Genomic DNA, 18,471 nt, shown 5'->3' with positions numbered 1-18,471 from the left:
AGGAACCGATCCGACGGCGTCCTTCATGCTGTGCGCACAGCATGAAGGACGCCGTCGTCGTGAAGGGAAGCGGAACTGCCGTGACGGAGACCCACAGCACCGGGGTACGCGGAGACAGCGGCCCGGGCACTGCCGCGCTGGTCGCCAGCCGGGTGCTCGACGTGCCCGACTTCCCGAAGCCCGGCGTCATGTTCAAGGACCTGATGCCGCTGTTCGCCGACGGCGACGTGTTCCGCGAGGTGATCGACGGGATCGTGGCGTACCACGGGCGGGACTCGTTCGACGTCGTCGTCGGCATCGAGGCGCGCGGGTTCGTGGTCGCGGCGGCCATCGCGTACGCGACCGGGGTCGGCGTCGTGCCCGTGCGCAAGGCCGGCAAGCTCCCCCGTCCGGCCTACTCGGCCTCCTACGCCCTGGAGTACGGCGAGGCCACGCTGGAGGTGCACGAGGACGCCTTCACGGCCGGGCACCGGGTGCTGGTGGTCGACGACGTGCTGGCCACGGGCGGTACGGCCGAGGCGACGCTGGATCTGGTGGAGCGGGCCGGCGGGACCGTGTCCGGCTTCACCGTACTGCTGGAACTCGCCTTCCTCGGCGGCCGGGAGCGGCTGGCGCCGCGTCCGGTGCATGCCCTGCTGACCGTTTGACGCGGCCGACCGTCGGGCCGACCCGGCGCGGACCGTCCGGCGGAGCGGCGGGGCACCGTGCGTGCGGGTAGCATTGCCCTTTGCTGACCGGGCGGGACCCGTCCGGGCGGCGCGAGACCAGGCCGGCCGGCTCACGGTCGGTGACTTCCCGGCGAGCGGTGAGGAGGCCGGTGTCCCACGATGTCGCCCCTCCGGTGGAGGGCACGGTGCACCCGACAGGCGACGCGGACGGCTCGGTGACCGCACGGAACGGTGACGCGCAGGCCCCGGAGAAGACGTCCGGTGCGACCGGCGCGGTCGATCCCGTACGCCCGGACACGCCGCTCGCGGCGGGCGGCGACGCGGGCGCGGCGACCGAGGGGGTCGTGCTCCCGTTCCCCGCCGACGTCATCGGCGACCACATCCCGAGCGCCGGCTTCGCGCTCTCCACCGCGCCCACCGGCCGCCGGGTCCGGGCGCGGCTGGCGCGGTTCAACGCGCCCTGGCAGTCCTCGCAGGTCAGCGAGGTGCTGGAGCCGCTGATCTCGACCCACCGCGATGCCCACCCCAAGGCGGACGCGCGGCTGCTCCAGCGCGCCTTCGACACGGCGGCCCGCTGGCACTCCGGGCAGTACCGCAAGTCCGGCGACCCCTACATCACCCACCCGCTCGCGGTCGCCACGATCCTGGCCAACCTGGGCATGGACACCACCACCCTGGTCGCCGCGCTGCTGCACGACACGATCGAGGACACGGAATACACCCTCGACCAGATGCGCGCCGACTTCGGCGGCGAGGTGGCGCTGCTGGTCGACGGGGTGACCAAGCTCGACAAGGTCAAGCTGGGCGACGCGGCCAAGGCCGAGACCATCCGCAAGATGGTCGTCGCGATGGCCAAGGACCCGCGGGTGCTGGTGATCAAGCTGGCCGACCGGCTGCACAACATGCGTACCCTCACCTTCCTGCCCCGCCCGAAGCAGGAGCAGAAGGCGAAGGAGACGCTGGAGATCCTGGCTCCGCTGGCCCACCGGCTGGGCATGAACACGATCAAGTGGGAGCTGGAGGATCTCGCGTTCGGCACGCTCTTCCCGAAGCGCTACGAGGAGATCAACCGCCTCATCGGGGAGCACCAGCCGCAGCGCGAGGCGCTGCTGCGCCAGGTCACCCAGAAGGTGCAGACGGACCTGAAGGCCGCCAAGATCAAGGCGGAGACGACCGGGCGGCCGAAGCACCTCTACTCGATCTACCAGAAGATGATCGTGCGGGGTCGCGACTTCAACGACATCTACGACCTGGTCGGGGTGCGGATCCTGGTCGACACGGTGCGCGACTGCTACGCGGCGCTGGGCGTGATCCACGCCAACTGGCAGCCGGTGCCGGGCCGGTTCAAGGACTACATCGCGATGCCCAAGTTCAACATGTACCAGTCGTTGCACACGACGGTCATCGGGCCCACCGGCAAGCCGGTCGAGATGCAGATCCGCACGTACGCGATGCACCGCACCGCCGAGTTCGGCATCGCCGCGCACTGGAAGTACAAGGAGCACAAGGGCACCCAGATCGTCGGCCCGCCGGCGCACATCGACGAGATGACGTGGCTGCGCCAGCTGCTGGACTGGCAGCGGGAGGCGGCCGACCCGAGCGAGTTCCTCGACGCGCTGCGCTTCGACCTGTCCAGCCAGGAGGTGTACGTCTTCACCCCGAAGGGCGACGTCATCCCGCTGCCGACGGGTTCGACGCCGGTGGACTTCGCGTACGCGGTGCACACCGAGGTCGGGCACAAGTGCATCGGGGCGCGGGTCAACGGCAAGTTGGTGCCGCTGGAGTCGACGCTGTCCAACGGCGACGTGATCGAGATCTTCACCTCGAAGTCCGACACGGCCGGCCCGACGCAGGACTGGCTGGGCTTCGTCAAGAGCCCGCGCGCCCGTACGAAGATCCGGCAGTACTTCAACAAGGAACGGCGCGAGGAGGCGATCGAGGCCGGCAAGGACGCGATCGTCAAGGCGATGCGCAAGCAGGGCATGCCGTTGCAGCGGATGCTCACCTCCGACGCGCTGATGGCGATCGCCCGCGACCTGCACCTCGCCGACGTCGCCTCGCTCTACGCCGCCGTCGGCGACAGCCAGGTCTCCGCCCAGTCGGTGGTGCAGAAGCTGATGGCCGCGTACGGCGGTGAGGAGGGCGCGGCGGAGGACATCGCCGAGACCGCCGTCGCCACCCGGCCGCCGCGCAGCCGGCAGAGCAGCGCCGATCCGGGCGTGGTGGTGCGCGGGGTCAGCGACGTCTGGATCAAGCTGGCGCGCTGCTGCACGCCGGTGCCGCCGGACTCGGTCTTCGGCTTCGTCACCCGCTCCGGCGGGGTCAGCGTGCACCGCGACGACTGCGCCAACGCCGAGGACCTGCGGGCGCAGGCCGAGCGGGTGGTCGAGGTCAGCTGGAAGCTCACCTCGGCGTCGACCTTCCTGGTCGCCATCCAGGTCGAGGCGCTGGACCGGCACAAGCTGCTGGCCGACGTGACCCGGGTGCTCTCCGAGGAGCGGGTGAACATCCTCTCCGCCACGGTCACCACCACGCGCGACCGGGTGGCGGTGAGCCGGTTCAGCTTCGAGATGGCCGACCCGAAGCACCTGGGCCACCTGCTGGCCGCGGTCCGCAAGGTCGACGGCGTCTTCGACGCCTACCGCGTCACCTCCGGCGCCTGAGGCAACTCCGGGTCGTCGGCCCGCCCGTACCGGCGGCGTCGACGACCCGGGAGCCGCCGGTCGGACGTCAGTAGCTGAACGTTGTCGCCCCGTCGCCGATCCACTGCCACAACTGGACGGTGCCGCCGATCTCGGCGGCGCTGATCAGCTGGGACTCGTCCAGGCCCTTGGCGGTGAAGCACACCGAGCAGACCAGGAACGTCCCGCCCGCGTCCTGGTACCGCCGGACCAGATCGGGCAGGGGTGGGCAGCCGAAGCAGGCGACCCCGGTGGCGACGCTGCCGGTCGCGAGCCGGACCGCCTCCTTGGTCAGGAACATCAGCGTGGGCCGGCCCTGCTCGGCCGCGCCGACGGCCACCAGGAACGCCACGGTGACTTTCTCGGGGTCCTCCAGGCCGGTGGTAAGGCTGACAACCGCTCGTCCGGACATCTCGCTCCTCCTCGTCGAAATTGCTAGTCGTCCGCCAGGATGAGTGACCGCAGACCGTGCGCCCGCTACGTTTTCTGTAGCGCTCGGTCCGGCGGAGGTGCGAGTTGGCGAAGCACTACGACCAGTACTGCCCGGTGGCCCGGGCCGCGGAGATCCTCGCCGAACGGTGGACGCTGCTCGTCCTTCGTGAGTTGCTCTGGGGCGAGGAGCGGTTCAACGGCATCGCCCGCGGGGTGCCCCGGATGTCGCCGTCGCTGCTCGCGACCCGGTTGCGCGAGCTGCAACGGGCGGGCCTTCTCCGGCGTGACATGGATGACGACGAGCCCCGCTACCGGCTCACGCAGGCGGGGCTGGAGTTGCGGCCGGTGCTGGAGCAGATGGGCGCGTGGGGCGTGCGCTGGATCCACGACCTGCGGTCGGACGACTTCGATCCGGCGATGTTGCTGATCGACATGAAACGGGAGGCCCGGTCCAGCCGCCTACCGGAGACGGCGACCGCCGTTCAGCTCTACTTCCGGGACGCGCGGAGCGGTCAGCAGCGGTGGTGGCTGGTGTTGTCCCGCTCCGGTGGCCTTGACGCCTGCGACACCGACCCCGGTTTTGCGGTCAGCGTGTGGGTGGAGACCGACGTGCCCACCCTCACCCGGGTCTGGATGGGGGACATGAGTTGGGCCGCAGCCCTGCGGGACGGCCTTCTGACCGTCGCCGGCGACACCGCAGCCTGCCGCGCGTTGCCGCAGTGGCTCGACGTCAGCCCCTTCGCCGCCGTGGAGCGGGCGGAGGTCGGCCTCCACCGGCCCCACTGACTGGGGTCGTCGGCCGGCCCGGCCAGGACGGATGAAAGCGCCCGCCGGCACTGCCGGCGGGCGCTCGTCGTACGTCAGGATTGTGGCTCAGCCCTGGGGGGCGCTCATGGTGAGCTTCTTGATGGTGACTTCCTTCTTCGGGTGGCCGCCACCGGCCTGCTTCGCGAACGCCTTGTCGTCGCCCGCCGCCGCGATCTGCTTGACGAGGTCCATGCCGCCCGTGATGGTGCCCAGGACGGTGTACTTCGGCTCCAGCGGCGAGTCGCCGTAGACGATGAAGAACTGGCTGCCCGTGCTGCCCGGCTGGCCGGAGTTGGCCATCGCGATCACGCCCTCCGGGTACGGGGGCCGCTTGTCGGTGGGCAGGTTCTCCTCGGCGAGCCGGTAGCTCGGGCCGCCGGTGCCGTCGGTCTGGCGCCAGCCCTTGCCGGTCGCGCTCGGGTCACCGCACTGGAGCACCTTGATGCCCTCGGTCACCAGCCGGTGGCACTTGCTGTTGTCGAAGAAGTTCTTCTCCGCCAGGTGGGTGAAGCTGCCCGCGGTGCAGGGCACCGCCGTCCGGTCGATCGTAGCGGTGATCGGGCCCAGGTCGGTGTCGATCGTCATCGTCTGGGTGCCCGTGGCCGACTGCTGCACGGGCGGCAGCCCGACGTCCTTGATCTGCGGGGACCGCTGGTCTTTGGGGACCTCGGTCCAGGCGCACTGCACGTTGCCGGCCGCCGGGCCGGCGGTGTCGGTCTTGTCGTCGTCACCGAGGGCGGTGACGAGCCAGACCGTGCCGGCGACGACGAGGACCAGGACCGAGGCGGCCCCCACGATCGCCTGGGTCTGCCGGCGCTTGCGGGCCCTGGCCGCGCGCTCGGCCATCTCCTTCTCGAGCCGGGCGCGCGCCGCCGCGCGCTGCCGCTCTCTGGTGGACGTCACGCCTGGATCCTCCTGGGCTGTCTGTGGCGCGGTCGGTGCCGCTGAGGTTGGTGGGGCGGCCGGGTCAGCCGGCGCTCGGGCTGGCCGCCGGAGCGCCCGAGGCGGGCGGCGTCGGCGCCGAGGTCGCCTGCGCCACGGGCTCACCGATGGTCAGGCTCTGCACGACCACGTCGTCGTCCTTGGGCTTGACCTTGGCCCCGGTCCCATTGTCCACGGTCGGCTTGGCACCGATCTTCGCCACCACGTCGATCCCGCCGGTGACCCGGCCGATGATCGGGTACTTCGGGTCGGCGGTCGTGAAGTCCTTGAAGAACATCAGGAACTGGCTGCCGTTGGCGCCCGGCGGGTTGGCGACCATCGCGACCGTGCCCTTCGGGTAGGTCGCGGGCTGGCCGGCCGCGGGGCTCGCCGACGGCGCGGTGGGGACGTTCTCGTCGTAGAACGAGTAGGTGGGGCCGCCGAGCCCGGTGCCGCTGGGGTCGCCGCAGCGCACCGCGCCCTCGGCGGTGATCTCGTGGCACTTGGTGTTGTCGTAGAACGACCGGCTGGCCAGGTGGGCGATGCTCGCCGCCGCGCAGGGGGCGCCGGCCAGGTCCAGCTCGACGGTGATGGGCGCGCCCTGGTTGGTGGTGACGGTCATCGGGCGTACGCCGTCGGTGGGCAGCCCCTGGGTGGCCGGGGTGCCGACGTCCTTGAGGTTGGTGTTCGCGGTGGCGTCCTGCGGGGTCCACAGGCAGACGTCCTCGGTGGCCGTGTTCTCCTTCGGCTCGTCGTCGAAGGCGCCCAGCGCCCACGCCGAGCCGGCCACGATGAGCACGAGTACGACGGCGACGCCGACACCGGCCTGGATCTGCCGGCGGCGTCTGACTGCGGCGGCCCGGCGGGCGAGTTGCCGGTCGAGCTTGGCCCGCGCCAGTTTGCGCTGCCGGTCCCTGCTGGAAGCCACCCGTGCTCCCCTTCCTCTACCCTGGTCGTCACCGGTGGTCGGGCGTCCTGCGCCCGTTCGACGGCGGGTGCGCCACGCCACACGCCCGCCAGAGTGTACGGCTACCGGCTGGGAAAGTGGTGTACGAGGTCCGGGCCGGGTTTATCGGAACGCGTCACTGCGCCCGGTCGGGCCCACGGGACGCACGCGACCGGTGCCACTCGGGACGCCCCGGACGCACGCGCAGAACCCGGTCGCCCCGCCCGATAGGCTGCTGACAGGCAACGGATTCGACGGAAGGGGAGCGGACGTGCTCGTGGCCGGCTTTCCCGCGGACGCCTTCGGCACCAACTGCTACGTGGTGGCCGCCGCGCCGGGGGAGCAGTGCGTGGTGGTCGACCCCGGCATCGGGGTGCTCGACCGGCTCGACGCCCTGCTGGCCGAGCATCGGCTGCACCCGGCCGCCGTCCTGCTCACCCACGGCCACCTCGACCACACGTTCTCGGTGGCGCCGGTCTGCGGCGCGCGCGGCATCACCGCGTACGTGCACCCCGGCGACCGGGAGATGCTCGCCGACCCGGCCAAGGGGCTGTCGGCGGACCTCAGGGCGCTCTTCGGCGGGCGGCTGCCGTACACCGAGCCGGAGGACGTGGCCGAGCTGACCGACGGCGCCACGCTCGCCCTCGCCGGGCTGGAGATCACCGTCGACCACGCCCCGGGCCATACCGGCGGGTCGGTGCTCTTCCGACTGCCGGCCGCCGGCTCGTCGTGGGAGGCGGATCAGCTCTGCCTCTCCGGCGACGTCCTGTTCGCCGGCTCCATCGGCCGCACCGACCTGCCGGGCGGCAGCATGACGAGGATGGTCACCAGCCTCCGGGACAAGATCCTCCCGCTGGCCGACGACACCGTCGTGCTGCCCGGCCACGGCCCCGCGACCACCATCGGCCGCGAGCGCGCGACCAACCCGTACCTCGTCGAGGTGGCGGGCGGCGGCGCGCGACCGGCGGCCCCCGCCCGCGGCCTCTGACCGGCCGCACCGACTCCCGCGGCCGTGGCCGGCCGCGCCGACTCTTCGCCCGCGCCGACCGCGCGGGACCGCGAACGGAGCATCATGAGCAAGCCCACGCCCATCTCCGGCTTCCCGGAGTGGACGCCCGCGCAGCGGATGATCGAGCAGTACGTCCTCGACAGGATCCGCGACACCTTCGAGCTGTACGGCTTCGCCCCGCTGGAGACCCGCGCGGTGGAGCCGCTGGACCAGTTGCTGCGCAAGGGGGAGACCTCCAAGGAGGTCTACCTGATCCGGCGCCTTCAGGCCGACACCGACGGCCCGGCCGGCGACGACGCGCTCGGCCTGCACTTCGACCTGACCGTGCCGTTCGCCCGCTACGTGCTGGAGAACGCCGGCAAGCTCCAGTTCCCGTTCCGCCGCTACCAGATCCAGAAGGTGTGGCGGGGCGAGCGGCCGCAGGAGGGGCGCTACCGCGAGTTCCTCCAGGCCGACATCGACATCGTCGACCGGGACACCCTCGCGGCGCACCACGAGGCCGAGATGCCGCTGGTGATCGGCGACGCGCTGCGTTCGCTGCCGATCCCGCCGGTGCGGATCCAGGTCAACAACCGCAAGATCTGCGAGGGCTTCTACCGGGGCATCGGGCTGACCGACCCCGAGGCGGCCCTGCGCGCGGTGGACAAGCTCGACAAGATCGGCCCGGCGAAGGTGGCCGAGCTGCTGGCGCAGACCGCCGGGGCGAGCGAGGCGCAGGCGAAGGCGTGTCTGGCGCTGGCGGAGATCTCCGCGCCGGACGCCTCCTTCGCCGACGCCGTACGCGCCCTGGGCGTCAGTGACCCGCTGCTCGACGAGGGCGTCGAGGAGCTGGTCCGGGTCGTCGAGACGGCCGCCGCGCACTCGCCGGGGCTGTGCGTGGCCGACCTGCGCATCGCCCGTGGCCTGGACTACTACACCGGCACCGTCTACGAGACGCAGCTGGTCGGCTACGAGCGCTTCGGCTCGATCTGCTCCGGCGGCCGGTACGACAACCTGGCCAGCGCCGGCGCCACCCGCTTCCCGGGGGTGGGCATCTCGATCGGGGTGACCCGGCTGCTCGGGCTGCTCTTCGGCGCCGGGGCGCTGTCGGTGTCGCGCGACGTGCCGACCTGCGTCCTCGTCGCGGTGACCAGCGAGGAGCGGCGTGCCGCCAGCAACCGGGTGGCCGAGGCGCTGCGCTCGCGGGGCGTATCGACCGAGGTGTCGCCGAGCGCGGCGAAGTTCGGCAAGCAGATCCGCTACGCCGAGCGGCGGGGCATCCCGTACGTGTGGTTCCCGGGGGCGGACGGCGCGGCCGACGAGGTGAAGGACATCCGTTCCGGCGAGCAGGTCGCCGCGGCGGCGGGGGAGTGGACGCCGCCCCGGGCGGACCTGCGGCCGCTGGTCAGCTGAGACATTACTGGCGCGTACGCGCGATCGGACCTACGGTGGCGTAAGTTACGCCACCGTAAGGAGATCGTCGTGACCGCACTCAGCCAGACCGCCCTTCTCCGGGAGCTGGAACCCGTCGTCGAGAAGAACCTCGACCGGCACCTGGCCGTCGCCAAGGAGTGGTTCCCGCACGAGTACGTGCCGTGGAGCGAGGGGCGCACCTTCGACGGGCCGCTGGGCGGCGAGGCGTGGTCGGAGTCCGACTCGACGATCCCCGACGTGGCCCGTACCGCGCTGATCGTCAACCTGCTGACCGAGGACAACCTGCCCTCGTACCACCACGAGATCGCCACCCTGTTCGGCCGCGACGGCGCCTGGGGCACGTGGGTGCACCGGTGGACCGCCGAGGAGGGGCGCCACGGCACCGCCATCCGCGACTACCTGACCGTCACCCGGGCGGTGGACCCGGTGGCGCTGGAGCGGGCCCGGATGACGCACATGTCCGCCGGCTACGCCAACGTGCACGACGACGAGGTCCTGCACTCCCTGGCGTACGTCTCGTTCCAGGAGTTGGCCACCCGCATCTCGCACCGCAACACCGGTCGGGTCACCGGGGATCCGGCGTGCGAGGCGCTGCTGGCCCGGGTCGCGGCCGACGAGAACCTGCACATGGTCTTTTACCGCAACCTGCTGGCGGCGGCCTTCGAGCTGGCGCCGAGCCAGGCGATGCGCGCGGTCGCCGACGTGGTGGCCGACTTCCAGATGCCCGGCAACGGCATCGACGGCTTCGCCCGCAAGTCCGTGGCGATCGCCCTCGCCGGCATCTACGACCTGCGCCAGCACCGCGACGACGTGGTGGCCCCGGTGCTGCGCCAGTGGGACGTCTTCGACGTGACCGGCCTCGACGCCGACGGCGAGGCCGCCCGCGACCAGATCGCGGCGCACCTGGACGACCTGGAGCGCGCCGCGTCCCGCTTCGAGGAGAAGCGCGACGCCCGCGCCGCCCGCCTCGCCTCCCGCTGACCCCGGCCCGGCGCCAGAGCCGACGAGCATGCAGTCGTGGCGGGGGACGGAACGCCTGAGCCACCAGGATCCCGGCACCACAACTGCGTGATCGACTACTCGGTGGGCGGGGGGTCGAGGGGGAAGAGGAGGCAGGTCGAGGTGGCGTGGGCGACCAGGCGCGACTTCGCGTCGAGCAGCTTCGCCTCGGCCAGGGCCGTGCGGCGGCCGCTCTGCAGGACGGTGCCCTCGCAGCGCAGGGTGCCGCTCGCGACGGTGACCGGGCGGAGGAACTTCACGTTCAGGTCCAGCGAGGTGTAGCCGACCCCGGCCGGCAGGGTGGTGTGCACCGCGCACGCCGCGGCGGTGTCCAGCAGGGTGGAGATGACCCCGCCGTGCACGGTGCCGAGCGGGTTGTAGTGGAACTCCTGCGGGACGAGTTCGACGGCCACCCACCCCTCGTCGGCCTCCATGCGGGACATGTCGACCAGGTGCATGATGGGCGGCGCCGCCAGCTCGCCGGCGATCATCGCGCGGAGCAGTTCCAGGCCGCCGCGCCGGCCGACGTGCGCGGCGTTGATGCCCGGGTCGGACCACGAGAAGGTACGGCTGCGCGCCGGATCCTGCGTCTGTGTCATGGATTCAGCCTGGCAGCGCGTTGCTGAGTCTGTCAATCAGACCTAGCCTGGGGCGCATGAGACCCGCGGCACTGGACTGGTCGGTGGAGAACTGCACCATCGCCCGCGCGATGGAGATCCTCGGCGAGCGGTGGACCCTCGTGGTCCTGCGCGAGGTCTTCAACGGCGTCCGCCGCTTCGACGACATGCGGGTGCGCACCGGCGTACCCCGGCAGGTGCTGGCCAACCGGCTGGCGATGCTGGTGGAACGCGGCGTCCTGCGGCGCGAGCCCTACCGGGAGCCCGGCAGCCGCGAGCGCCACGAGTACCGGCTGACCGAGATGGGGCTCGACCTGTGGCCGGTGCTGGTCGCCGTCCTCGGCTGGGGGGACCGCTACCTGGCCGACCCGGAGGGGTCGCCGTTGACGGTCGCGCACCGCGACTGCGGCGCCGAGGTCCGCGTCGAGCTGCGCTGCGAGCGCGGGCACGAGATCGCCCGGCCGCGCGACGTGGTGCCGCGACCGGGGCCCGGGGCGCGCCGCCGCGCCGGCTGAACCGCCGGCGGGCCCGTGCCGCGACGCGCGGACGGCGGTCGCCGCCCGCGCGTCGGTCGGGCCCGCTACCAGCCGAACCCGGCGGCGTACGAGACGCTCGCCAGCACCCGCTGCCCCGAGGCGTTCGGGTGGAAGTAGTCCCAGCTGGAGAGCTGGCCGAGGGTGAACGGGTAGCCGAACACGGCGTTGTCGTCGAAGTCGCAGTTCGGCCCGTACGCGGCGCAGGCCTGGGCGAGCTGGGCGTTGTAGTCGACGACCCGCTGGCGTACGCGGCTGCGCCGGTCCACGTCCGCCTGCGCCGTGGAGGTCGGGTTGGCCAGCATCGACTGGCAGATGCCGAACAGCGACCAGGCGGTGCGGGCGCTGCCGCTGTCCTTGCCGACGGCCCAGAGCCGGTGGATGTCCGGCACGCTGATCAGCTGGACCCGGGCCGTGGGCAGCCCGGCCTTGAGGCGACCGAGCGCGGCGTCGATGTTGGCGCGGTAGGTGGCCACCGGCGTCATCGCCGCCTCCGTGCTGGTGCAGGCGTCGTTGGCGCCGATCAGCATGGTGACGTAGTCGACGCCCTGGCTGACGGCGGTGCCGGCCTGACCGTACATGTCGGCGGACTTCGCGCCGCTGCGCGCGTCGTTGTGGTTGCGCCCGTCGATGGCGGGGTTGGTCGCGCGGATGCGCAGGTACTGGCTGTTCACCGTGGAGTCGCCGCCGGTGCTGAAGGACCGGGAGGTGCAGTCGGCGAACCAGCCGCAGGCGTTGAACCCGCGGGTGATCGAGTCACCGAGGCTGGCCATCGAGTTCGGGGGCGGGCCGGGGTCGGCGGCGGCCGGGCTGGCGGCCAGCAGGACGAGGGCGGTGAGGGCGGCGAGGGGAGCGAGGAGTCGTCGGGCGGACTTCATGGTGGCCTCCGGATCGCGCGTACCGGATGGTGGGACGGTGGGTCGAGCGTATAGACACACGTCAGTGTCCACAATGTTTCGGGCCAGTGGCCGCCGTAGCCGGGGCGAAAAGGACAAAGCCGGGTCTTGCCTACTCACTCAAGTATGTGAATACTTCACTCAGCCCGCCTGGTTCCCCCAGGCCGGACGGGCTGATCCAGGCCCTTGTCGCCCCGACGAGGGCCCGAGACCCCTCCCTGGAGGTTTGTTACATGCGACCCACGAGGTCCTCGCTCCGTCGTGCCGCCGTCGTCGCCGCGGCCGGTGCCATGGTCGCCGGCTCGCTGATCGGCGCGCCCGCCCAGGCCGCACCCTCGTTCGCCTCCCCCGACGCCGCCGCCGGCCTGGCCGAGCGCCTCGGCGACCGCTCCGCCGGCACGTACGCCGACGCCAGCGGCAAGATGGTCGTCACCGTGACCGACGCGCTCGCCGCCCGCCAGGTCAGCGCCGCCGGCGCCACCCCGAAGCTGGTCAAGCGGGGCGCCAGCGAGCTGGCCCGGGCCACCTCGGAGCTGGACCGCTCCGCCAAGATCCCCGGCACCGCGTGGTGGACCGACCCGGCCACCAACCAGGTCGTCGTCTCCGTCGACAGCACCGTCACCGGCGCCAAGCTGGAGCGCGTCAAGGCCGCCGCCGAGCGGATGAACGGCGCGATCCGCATCGAGTCCGAGGCCGGCGTGCTCAGCACCCGGATCTCCGGCGGCCAGGCCATCTACGCCGGTGGCGGCGGTCGCTGCTCCCTCGGCTTCAACGTCCGCAGCGGCAGCACCTACTACTTCCTGACCGCCGGGCACTGCACCAACATCTCGTCGAGCTGGTACAGCAACTCCGCCCAGACCAACCTGCTGGGCAGCCGCGCCGGCAGCAGCTTCCCGGGCAACGACTACGGCATCGTGCGGCACAACAACTCCGCCAACGCCGCCGGCAACGTCTACCTCTACAACGGCAGCTACCGCGACATCACCGCGGCCGGCAACGCCTACGTCAACCAGTCGGTGCAGCGCTCCGGCAGCACCACCGGCCTGCGCAGCGGTCGGGTGACCGCGCTCAACGCCACGGTGAACTACGCCGAGGGCTCGGTCTCCGGCCTGATCCGCACCAACGTCTGCGCCGAGCCGGGCGACAGCGGCGGCTCGCTGTTCAGCGGCTCGACCGCCCTGGGCCTGACCTCCGGTGGCAGCGGCAACTGCCGCACCGGCGGCACGACCTACTTCCAGCCGGTCGGCGAGGCGCTGAGCCGCTACGGCGTCAGCATCTTCTGATCGAACGCACCGCAGCGGGCCGTCGGGTGATCCCGGCGGCCCGTCCGCGTGCCCGGAGCGGTTCGCCGGACTGGACCCCGCAGGTTCCGGCCGGTGAGCGCCTCCGCGACGCCGCCCGCCGCCGACGCCCCCGCCCGCCTGGGCCCCGCTGCGGCTCGCCGCGTTCCGCAGTTTCTGGCTGGCGGTGCTGGCCAGCAACGTGGGCACCTGGATGCAGGCCGTCGGCGTGGCGAGCGTGCCGCTCTGGCCGCTGCGGGAGACCCGGGGCCTCGACCGGGACCCGGCGGTCTGGTGGCCCGAGCCGTGCCTGACGCTGCCGGCGGACCCGCAAACCGGGCCGGGTGCTGGTGACCGTCTCCTGCACGGTGCCGCCGGAGCGGCAGGCGGAGTTCGTCGCGGCGATGTGCCTGGTGGGCAGGTCCCGACGGCGTACGGGGGCGATGCGCTGGGACCTGTTCCGCACGGGGGAACGGGCGGACGGCTACGTCGAAGTCTACCAGGTGCCATCCTGGGCGGAGCACCTGCGCCAGCACGGCGGCCGGCTCACCGGTGCCGACCGGGGGGTCGAGGAGCGGGCCCGGGGGCCGACCGTCGGGGAGATGGTGGTGAACCACCTCCTGCCGGCCGACCCACGCGACTGACCCCGCGTCAGCCGGCGGTGACGCTCGCGCCGGTGAACACGACCGCACCATCCGGGAACTCACACTGGATCCGCAGTACGAGTTCGTCGGCGCCCTCCACGTCCGCGACGAGGTCGCGGGGGGCGTCCATCCGTGCCTCGAACTGCTGCCCCCGTACGACGCGGGTGACGGTGTCGTCCTTCTCGTGGATCGTCACCTGCGCGTAGACGAGCACCGCGCCGTCGCGGTCGTCCGGTGACGGGAAATACGGCCGGACGGTCGCGGTCAGGTCGAGAAAGCGTCGCTGCAACCGGTACGTGACTTCCCGCTGCTTGTCCGATCCGGTGTTTCTCGGGCAATTGATGACGATCGACCGATCGTATTCCGGGCGGCCGACCAGTTGCCGTGGCAGTTTCACGAGATTGGCCGCACCGGCCTCGACCGGCAGCGTGTCCAGTCGGACCGCGGTCGGCGATCCGGCCGGCGCGACCTTGGCGGGCCCGGAGCCGGGCGGGTTCACCGGGCCGGCCTCCGGCGTACGTGTCGGTGCGGCGGAGCGGTCTGCCTTTCCCCACCCGAGGTCCCAGCCGGAGACGTCCCGCGCGAGAGTGAGCGCGGTGAACAGCACGCCCAGCGCGGTGAATATCAGGGTCACCCGCACGAAGGGGCTCGCCGCCCGGCGCTGGCCCGAGTCTTCCATGCCTCGCATCGTCCCTTCGCCATGGCCGTGGCCGTGTCGGTCCAACGCAGATGTCTGTCGGAGTATTGTCACCTTCGCGCTGTCGAAGATTACTCCGCCCGAGGTGTCACGCATTCCTGATAACGTGCGGGCTCAAGCCGGTGAGCACTGGCGGCCCGGCGATGTCGAATCGACCTCTGCCATTGCAGGAGGTGGTAGGTGTGAACCAGTCCGACCCCCCGCAGGAGTCATCCGCGAATTCTCCGGCGACGCCGCACCAGCCCGGCACGACGCCTCCCTCCCCGCCTGTCGGCGGCACCGAGGTCCCGCAGCCGTGGGCGTCGAGCGCGACGCGTCCCCCGTCCGCGCCCTCGCCGGGCGGTTCCCGGCGCAACCGGTTCGGCGCGGTGGTGCTCGGCATCGCGGTGCTGGCCCTGCTGGCGTCGTTCGGTTCCGCCGTCGTCTCCTGGCGGGCGCTCGACCAGGCACGCACGGCGCGGGACATCGCGTCGGCCCGCTCGCCGATCGTCGTGCCCACCGCCACACCCGCCGGTTCCGAGTCGTCTTCCCTTCCGTCGCCGAGTGATCCGGCAGTCACACCTGACGGCGGAACCGGGCCGGCGGAGGCGCCGCGCTCGCCGGGGCAGCCTCCGGTGCTCAACGAGCGGACCGTCTACCAGGAGAAGTACGAGGCGCAGAGTCTGACGCTCAACCCGGCGAAGTGCTTCGCCGAGATGTACGTCGACCTCGACGAGCCGCGGGCGAACGTCGGCCTCGGCAGCTCCGATCTGACGTTCAGTCCGGACTGCCAGGCGGGGGCGCCGTACGTGCAGTTGGGCGCGGGCGTGGACGGCAGCGAGATGGCGCGCGCCGGCATGCGGCCGCAGGAGTGCGCGGACGCGATCCGCGCCGCGCCGATCGCCGAGAACGCGGAGGTGCCGCTGCGCAAGGGCAGTTGGCTCTGCGTCAGCACCAGCTACGCCAAGGCCCGGGAGCGGCGCGACGACTGGCGGATGGTGCTGATCGAGGTCGTCTCGATCAGCAACGAGCGCTCGGTCGTCCTCCGGGCCACCGCATGGAACATCCCGGAGGACTGAGGCTGCGGGCGCACCGCCGTCGTCGGCGGAGCCGACGGGCCACTCGACGCGGAGCATGACCCTCGACGGGTGGCGCGGACCCACGCACGGCAGGGCTGACAGAATGCCAGGGGTAACGGTGTACCGCAGATGAGGAGACGCTAGTCGTGATCCGTACCCATGACGCCGGCAGCCTGCGCGCGACGGACGCCGGCACCACGGTGACGCTCGCCGGGTGGGTGGCCCGCCGGCGCGACCACGGCGGCGTGATCTTCGTCGACCTGCGCGACGCCTCCGGCGTGGTCCAGGTGGTGTTCCGCGAGGAGGACGCGCACGCGCTGCGCAACGAGTTCTGCGTCCGGGTGACCGGCGAGGTGACCCGCCGCCCCGAGGGCAACGAGAACCCGGAGCTGCCGACCGGCGAGATCGAGGTGACCGCCGCCGAGCTGGAGGTGCTCTCGGAGGCCGCGCCGCTGCCCCTGCCGGTGGACGACCAGGTCGAGGCCGGCGACGACATCCGGCTGCGCTACCGCTACCTCGACCTGCGCCGCAGCGGGCCGGCGAAGGCGATGCGGCTGCGTTCGCGGGCCAACCAGCTCGCCCGCACGGTGCTGCACGAGCGGGACTTCCTGGAGATCGAGACCCCGACGCTGACGCGGTCCACCCCGGAGGGCGCCCGTGATTTCCTGGTGCCGGTGCGCCTGCAGCCCGGCAGCTGGTACGCGCTGCCGCAGTCGCCGCAGCTGTTCAAGCAGCTGCTGATGGTCGGCGGCATGGAGCGGTACTACCAGATCGCCCGCTGCTACCGCGACGAGGACTTCCGCGCCGACCGGCAGCCGGAGTTCACGCAGCTCGACATCGAGATGTCCTTCGTCACCGAGGACGACGTCATCGACCTCGGTGAGGCGATCGTCTCGGCGCTCTGGAAGGACCTGGCCGGCCACGAGATCTCCCGGCCGATCCCGCGCATCACCTGGCACGACGCGATGGCCCGCTACGGCTCCGACAAGCCCGACCTGCGCTACGGCGTCGAGCTGACCGAGCTGACCGACTACCTGCGCGGCACCGCGTTCCGGGTCTTCGCCGGTGCGATCGACGCGGGCGGCTACGTCGGCGCGGTCGTCATGCCGGGTGGCGCGGCGCAGAGCCGCAAGGAGCTCGACGGCTGGCAGGACTGGGCGAAGGCGCGCGGCGCGCGCGGCCTGGCGTACGTGGTGCTCGACGCCGAGACCGGCGAGGCGCGCGGGCCGGTGGCGAAGAACCTCTCCGCCGAGCACCTGGGCGGGCTCGCCGACGCGGTCGGCGCCAAGCCGGGCGACGCGGTCTTCTTCGCCGCCAGCGCCAACGCCCGTGAGGCGCAGGAATTGCTGGGCGCGGCCCGCATCGAGATCGCCAAGCGGGCCGGGCTGGTCGACGAGAGCGCCTGGGCGTTCTGCTGGGTGGTCGACGCGCCGATGTTCGAGAAGACCGACGAGGGCGGCTGGACGGCCGTGCACCACCCGTTCACCTCGCCGAACGCCGAGTGGGTCGACCGGTTCGAGGAGGCGCCGGACCGGGCGCTGGCCTACGCCTACGACATCGTCTGCAACGGCAACGAGATCGGCGGCGGCTCCATCCGTATCCACCGGGGCGACGTGCAGAAGCGGGTCTTCGACCTGCTCGGCATCACCCCCGAGGAGGCGCAGGACAAGTTCGGCTTCCTGCTGGAGGCGTTCAAGTACGGCGCCCCGCCGCACGGCGGCATCGCGTTCGGCTGGGACCGGGTCTGCATGCTGCTCGCCGGCGCCGACTCGATCCGCGAGGTCATCGCCTTCCCGAAGACCCGGGGCGGCTTCGACCCGCTGACCGGCGCGCCGACGCCGATCACCGCCCAGCAGCGCACCGAGGCCGGCATCGACGCCAAGCCGAAGCCGGCCGCGGCGCCGCACACCGGCACGGCCGGCCCGGCCGCCCCGGTCGCCGACCCCACCTGATCCGGCCCACCGCCGACCTCCTTGGGTTGATCATGAAGTTGTTGCGTTGCTCCCCGGCGTGTCGCGACAACAACTTCATGGTCAACTCTGGAGGTGGGGCGGGATGAGGCTGCTCGTGGTGGGGGGTAGTGGGTTTCTGGGCGCCCAGGTGTGCCGGCAGGCGGTGGGTGCCGGGTGGGCCGTGGTGGGGACGTACCACTCGGGGGCGATCGCGACGCCGGGGGTGGCGGCGCGCCGACTGGACGTGACCGACGGCGCCGCGGTCCGCGCGCTGGTCGCCGAGGTGCGCCCGGACGCGGTCGTCGGCACCCCCTACCGGTACGGCGACTGGGCGGTCACCGCGGACGGCGCGGCGCACGTCGCATGCGCCGCCGCCGAGGCGGGAGCCCGGCTGGTGCACATCTCCAGCGACGCGCTGCACGCCGGCCGCCCCGAGCCGTACGCCGACGACGAGCCACCCAGCCCGGTGTTCCCGTACGGGGCGGCCAAGGCGGCCGCCGAGACCGCGGTGCGCGTGCTCGACCCGGGCGCGGCGCTGGTGCGTACCTCCCTGATCGTCGGGGAGGGGAGCAAGCAGATCCAGCTCTGCCACGACGCGCTCGCCGGCCGGGCGAGCCTGTTCACCGACGAACTGCGCTGTCCGATCGACGTCACCGACCTGGCCGCCGCCGTGCTGGAACTGCTCGGCACCGACTACGCCGGCCCGCTCAACGTGGCCGGTCCGGACGCGGTCAGCCGCGCGGAACTGGGCCTGCTGGTCGCCGCGCACTCCGGCATCGACCCGGCCGGCATGAAGACCACCACCGGCGTCGCCACCGGCGTGCTCCGCCCCGCGGAGGTGCGCCTCGACTCGACCCGCGCCGCCGGGCTGCTCCGCACCCGCCTGCGCGGGGTGCGCGAACTGCTCACCCGCTGATC

The 18,471-nt window shown here is 72.2% G+C and carries 17 protein-coding genes and 1 pseudogene; 12 read left to right on the top strand and 6 right to left on the bottom strand.

Annotation, left to right across the window (positions count from 1 at the left end):
- Positions 1 to 80 precede the first annotated feature (80 nt).
- Together GA0070610_RS17380 and GA0070610_RS17375 are read left to right on the top strand one after the other, a co-directional pair.
- A complete protein-coding gene (locus GA0070610_RS17380) occupies positions 81 to 647 on the top strand; it encodes an adenine phosphoribosyltransferase (RefSeq protein ID WP_089001012.1) in 567 nt (188 codons plus the stop codon).
- 353 nt (positions 648 to 1,000) lie between these two features.
- A pseudogene (locus tag GA0070610_RS17375) lies at positions 1,001 to 3,331 on the top strand (RelA/SpoT family protein); the annotation flags it as partial.
- Positions 3,332 to 3,398: 67 nt separating this feature from the next.
- Here the strand turns inward: GA0070610_RS17375 and GA0070610_RS17370 are convergent.
- Positions 3,399 to 3,761, bottom strand: a complete 363-nt coding sequence (locus tag GA0070610_RS17370) for a DsrE family protein (protein ID WP_089001010.1) — start codon at positions 3,759 to 3,761, stop codon at positions 3,399 to 3,401.
- 104 nt (positions 3,762 to 3,865) lie between these two features.
- Here GA0070610_RS17370 and GA0070610_RS17365 point away from each other — a divergent pair, with 104 nt between their 5' ends.
- Positions 3,866 to 4,567 carry a winged helix-turn-helix transcriptional regulator gene (locus GA0070610_RS17365; RefSeq protein WP_089001009.1) on the top strand — a complete coding sequence of 234 codons (702 nt, stop codon included), beginning with the start codon at positions 3,866 to 3,868 and terminating at the stop codon, positions 4,565 to 4,567.
- 87 nt (positions 4,568 to 4,654) lie between these two features.
- Here GA0070610_RS17365 and GA0070610_RS17360 read toward each other — a convergent pair whose 3' ends face one another.
- The gene (locus GA0070610_RS17360; RefSeq protein ID WP_089001008.1) at positions 4,655 to 5,491 is read right to left on the bottom strand and encodes a peptidylprolyl isomerase; all 837 of its coding nucleotides are present in this window, start codon (positions 5,489 to 5,491) and stop codon (positions 4,655 to 4,657) included.
- A gap of 64 nt (positions 5,492 to 5,555) precedes the next feature.
- Positions 5,556 to 6,437: a peptidylprolyl isomerase gene (locus tag GA0070610_RS17355; protein ID WP_089001007.1), complete on the bottom strand. Its 882-nt coding sequence runs from the start codon at positions 6,435 to 6,437 to the stop codon at positions 5,556 to 5,558.
- Between the two features lie 289 nt (positions 6,438 to 6,726).
- Here GA0070610_RS17355 and GA0070610_RS17350 point away from each other — a divergent pair, with 289 nt between their 5' ends.
- From GA0070610_RS17350 to GA0070610_RS17340, 3 genes are all read left to right on the top strand, one after another.
- A complete protein-coding gene (locus tag GA0070610_RS17350) occupies positions 6,727 to 7,443 on the top strand; it encodes an MBL fold metallo-hydrolase (protein WP_089001006.1) in 717 nt (238 codons plus the stop codon).
- Positions 7,444 to 7,527: 84 nt separating this feature from the next.
- Positions 7,528 to 8,856 carry a histidine--tRNA ligase gene (gene hisS / locus GA0070610_RS17345; RefSeq protein WP_089003567.1) on the top strand — a complete coding sequence of 443 codons (1,329 nt, stop codon included), beginning with the start codon at positions 7,528 to 7,530 and terminating at the stop codon, positions 8,854 to 8,856.
- Between the two features lie 69 nt (positions 8,857 to 8,925).
- Positions 8,926 to 9,858 carry an acyl-ACP desaturase gene (locus GA0070610_RS17340; RefSeq protein WP_089001005.1) on the top strand — a complete coding sequence of 311 codons (933 nt, stop codon included), beginning with the start codon at positions 8,926 to 8,928 and terminating at the stop codon, positions 9,856 to 9,858.
- A gap of 95 nt (positions 9,859 to 9,953) precedes the next feature.
- Here the strand turns inward: GA0070610_RS17340 and GA0070610_RS17335 are convergent, their stop codons facing one another.
- Positions 9,954 to 10,475: a PaaI family thioesterase gene (locus GA0070610_RS17335; RefSeq protein WP_089001004.1), complete on the bottom strand. Its 522-nt coding sequence runs from the start codon at positions 10,473 to 10,475 to the stop codon at positions 9,954 to 9,956.
- Between the two features lie 56 nt (positions 10,476 to 10,531).
- On the opposite strand from GA0070610_RS17335, the gene GA0070610_RS17330 reads away from it, so the two are divergent.
- Complete coding sequence (locus GA0070610_RS17330) at positions 10,532 to 11,008, top strand: winged helix-turn-helix transcriptional regulator (protein ID WP_089001003.1); 477 nt, start codon at positions 10,532 to 10,534, stop codon at positions 11,006 to 11,008.
- Positions 11,009 to 11,073: 65 nt separating this feature from the next.
- On the opposite strand, the gene GA0070610_RS17325 is transcribed toward GA0070610_RS17330, so the two are convergent.
- The gene (locus GA0070610_RS17325; RefSeq protein ID WP_089001002.1) at positions 11,074 to 11,904 is read right to left on the bottom strand and encodes a GDSL-type esterase/lipase family protein; all 831 of its coding nucleotides are present in this window, start codon (positions 11,902 to 11,904) and stop codon (positions 11,074 to 11,076) included.
- A 251-nt stretch (positions 11,905 to 12,155) separates the two neighbouring features.
- Between GA0070610_RS17325 and GA0070610_RS17320 the strand changes: the two genes are divergently transcribed.
- Together GA0070610_RS17320 and GA0070610_RS31200 are read left to right on the top strand one after the other, a co-directional pair.
- Complete coding sequence (locus tag GA0070610_RS17320; RefSeq protein WP_089001001.1) at positions 12,156 to 13,205, top strand: S1 family peptidase; 1,050 nt, start codon at positions 12,156 to 12,158, stop codon at positions 13,203 to 13,205.
- 341 nt (positions 13,206 to 13,546) lie between these two features.
- Positions 13,547 to 13,846, top strand: coding sequence for an MFS transporter (locus GA0070610_RS31200; protein ID WP_089001000.1), 300 nt, complete (start codon positions 13,547 to 13,549; stop codon positions 13,844 to 13,846).
- A 7-nt stretch (positions 13,847 to 13,853) separates the two neighbouring features.
- On the opposite strand, the gene GA0070610_RS31195 is transcribed toward GA0070610_RS31200, so the two are convergent.
- Positions 13,854 to 14,639 carry a hypothetical protein gene (locus tag GA0070610_RS31195; RefSeq protein WP_197697750.1) on the bottom strand — a complete coding sequence of 262 codons (786 nt, stop codon included), beginning with the start codon at positions 14,637 to 14,639 and terminating at the stop codon, positions 13,854 to 13,856.
- Positions 14,640 to 14,725: 86 nt separating this feature from the next.
- Between GA0070610_RS31195 and GA0070610_RS17305 the strand changes: the two genes are divergently transcribed.
- The 3 genes from GA0070610_RS17305 (at position 14,726) to GA0070610_RS17295 (ending at position 18,469) form a co-directional block, all read left to right on the top strand.
- On the top strand, positions 14,726 to 15,601 hold the full coding sequence (locus tag GA0070610_RS17305; RefSeq protein ID WP_157747178.1) for a hypothetical protein: 876 nt from the start codon (positions 14,726 to 14,728) through the stop codon (positions 15,599 to 15,601).
- A 146-nt stretch (positions 15,602 to 15,747) separates the two neighbouring features.
- Positions 15,748 to 17,553 (top strand): aspartate--tRNA ligase, encoded by a 1,806-nt coding sequence (aspS, locus tag GA0070610_RS17300; protein WP_089000997.1) that lies wholly within the window; start codon positions 15,748 to 15,750, stop codon positions 17,551 to 17,553.
- Positions 17,554 to 17,656: 103 nt separating this feature from the next.
- The gene (locus GA0070610_RS17295; protein WP_089000996.1) at positions 17,657 to 18,469 is read left to right on the top strand and encodes a sugar nucleotide-binding protein; all 813 of its coding nucleotides are present in this window, start codon (positions 17,657 to 17,659) and stop codon (positions 18,467 to 18,469) included.
- Positions 18,470 to 18,471: the final 2 nt, after the last annotated feature.

Origin of the sequence: Micromonospora echinofusca (genome assembly GCF_900091445.1) — a bacterium.
Classification (GTDB): Bacteria; Actinomycetota; Actinomycetes; order Mycobacteriales; family Micromonosporaceae; genus Micromonospora; species Micromonospora echinofusca.
Note: the sequence above shows the minus strand (reverse complement) of the source record. Positions and strands in the feature narration are given on the sequence as shown.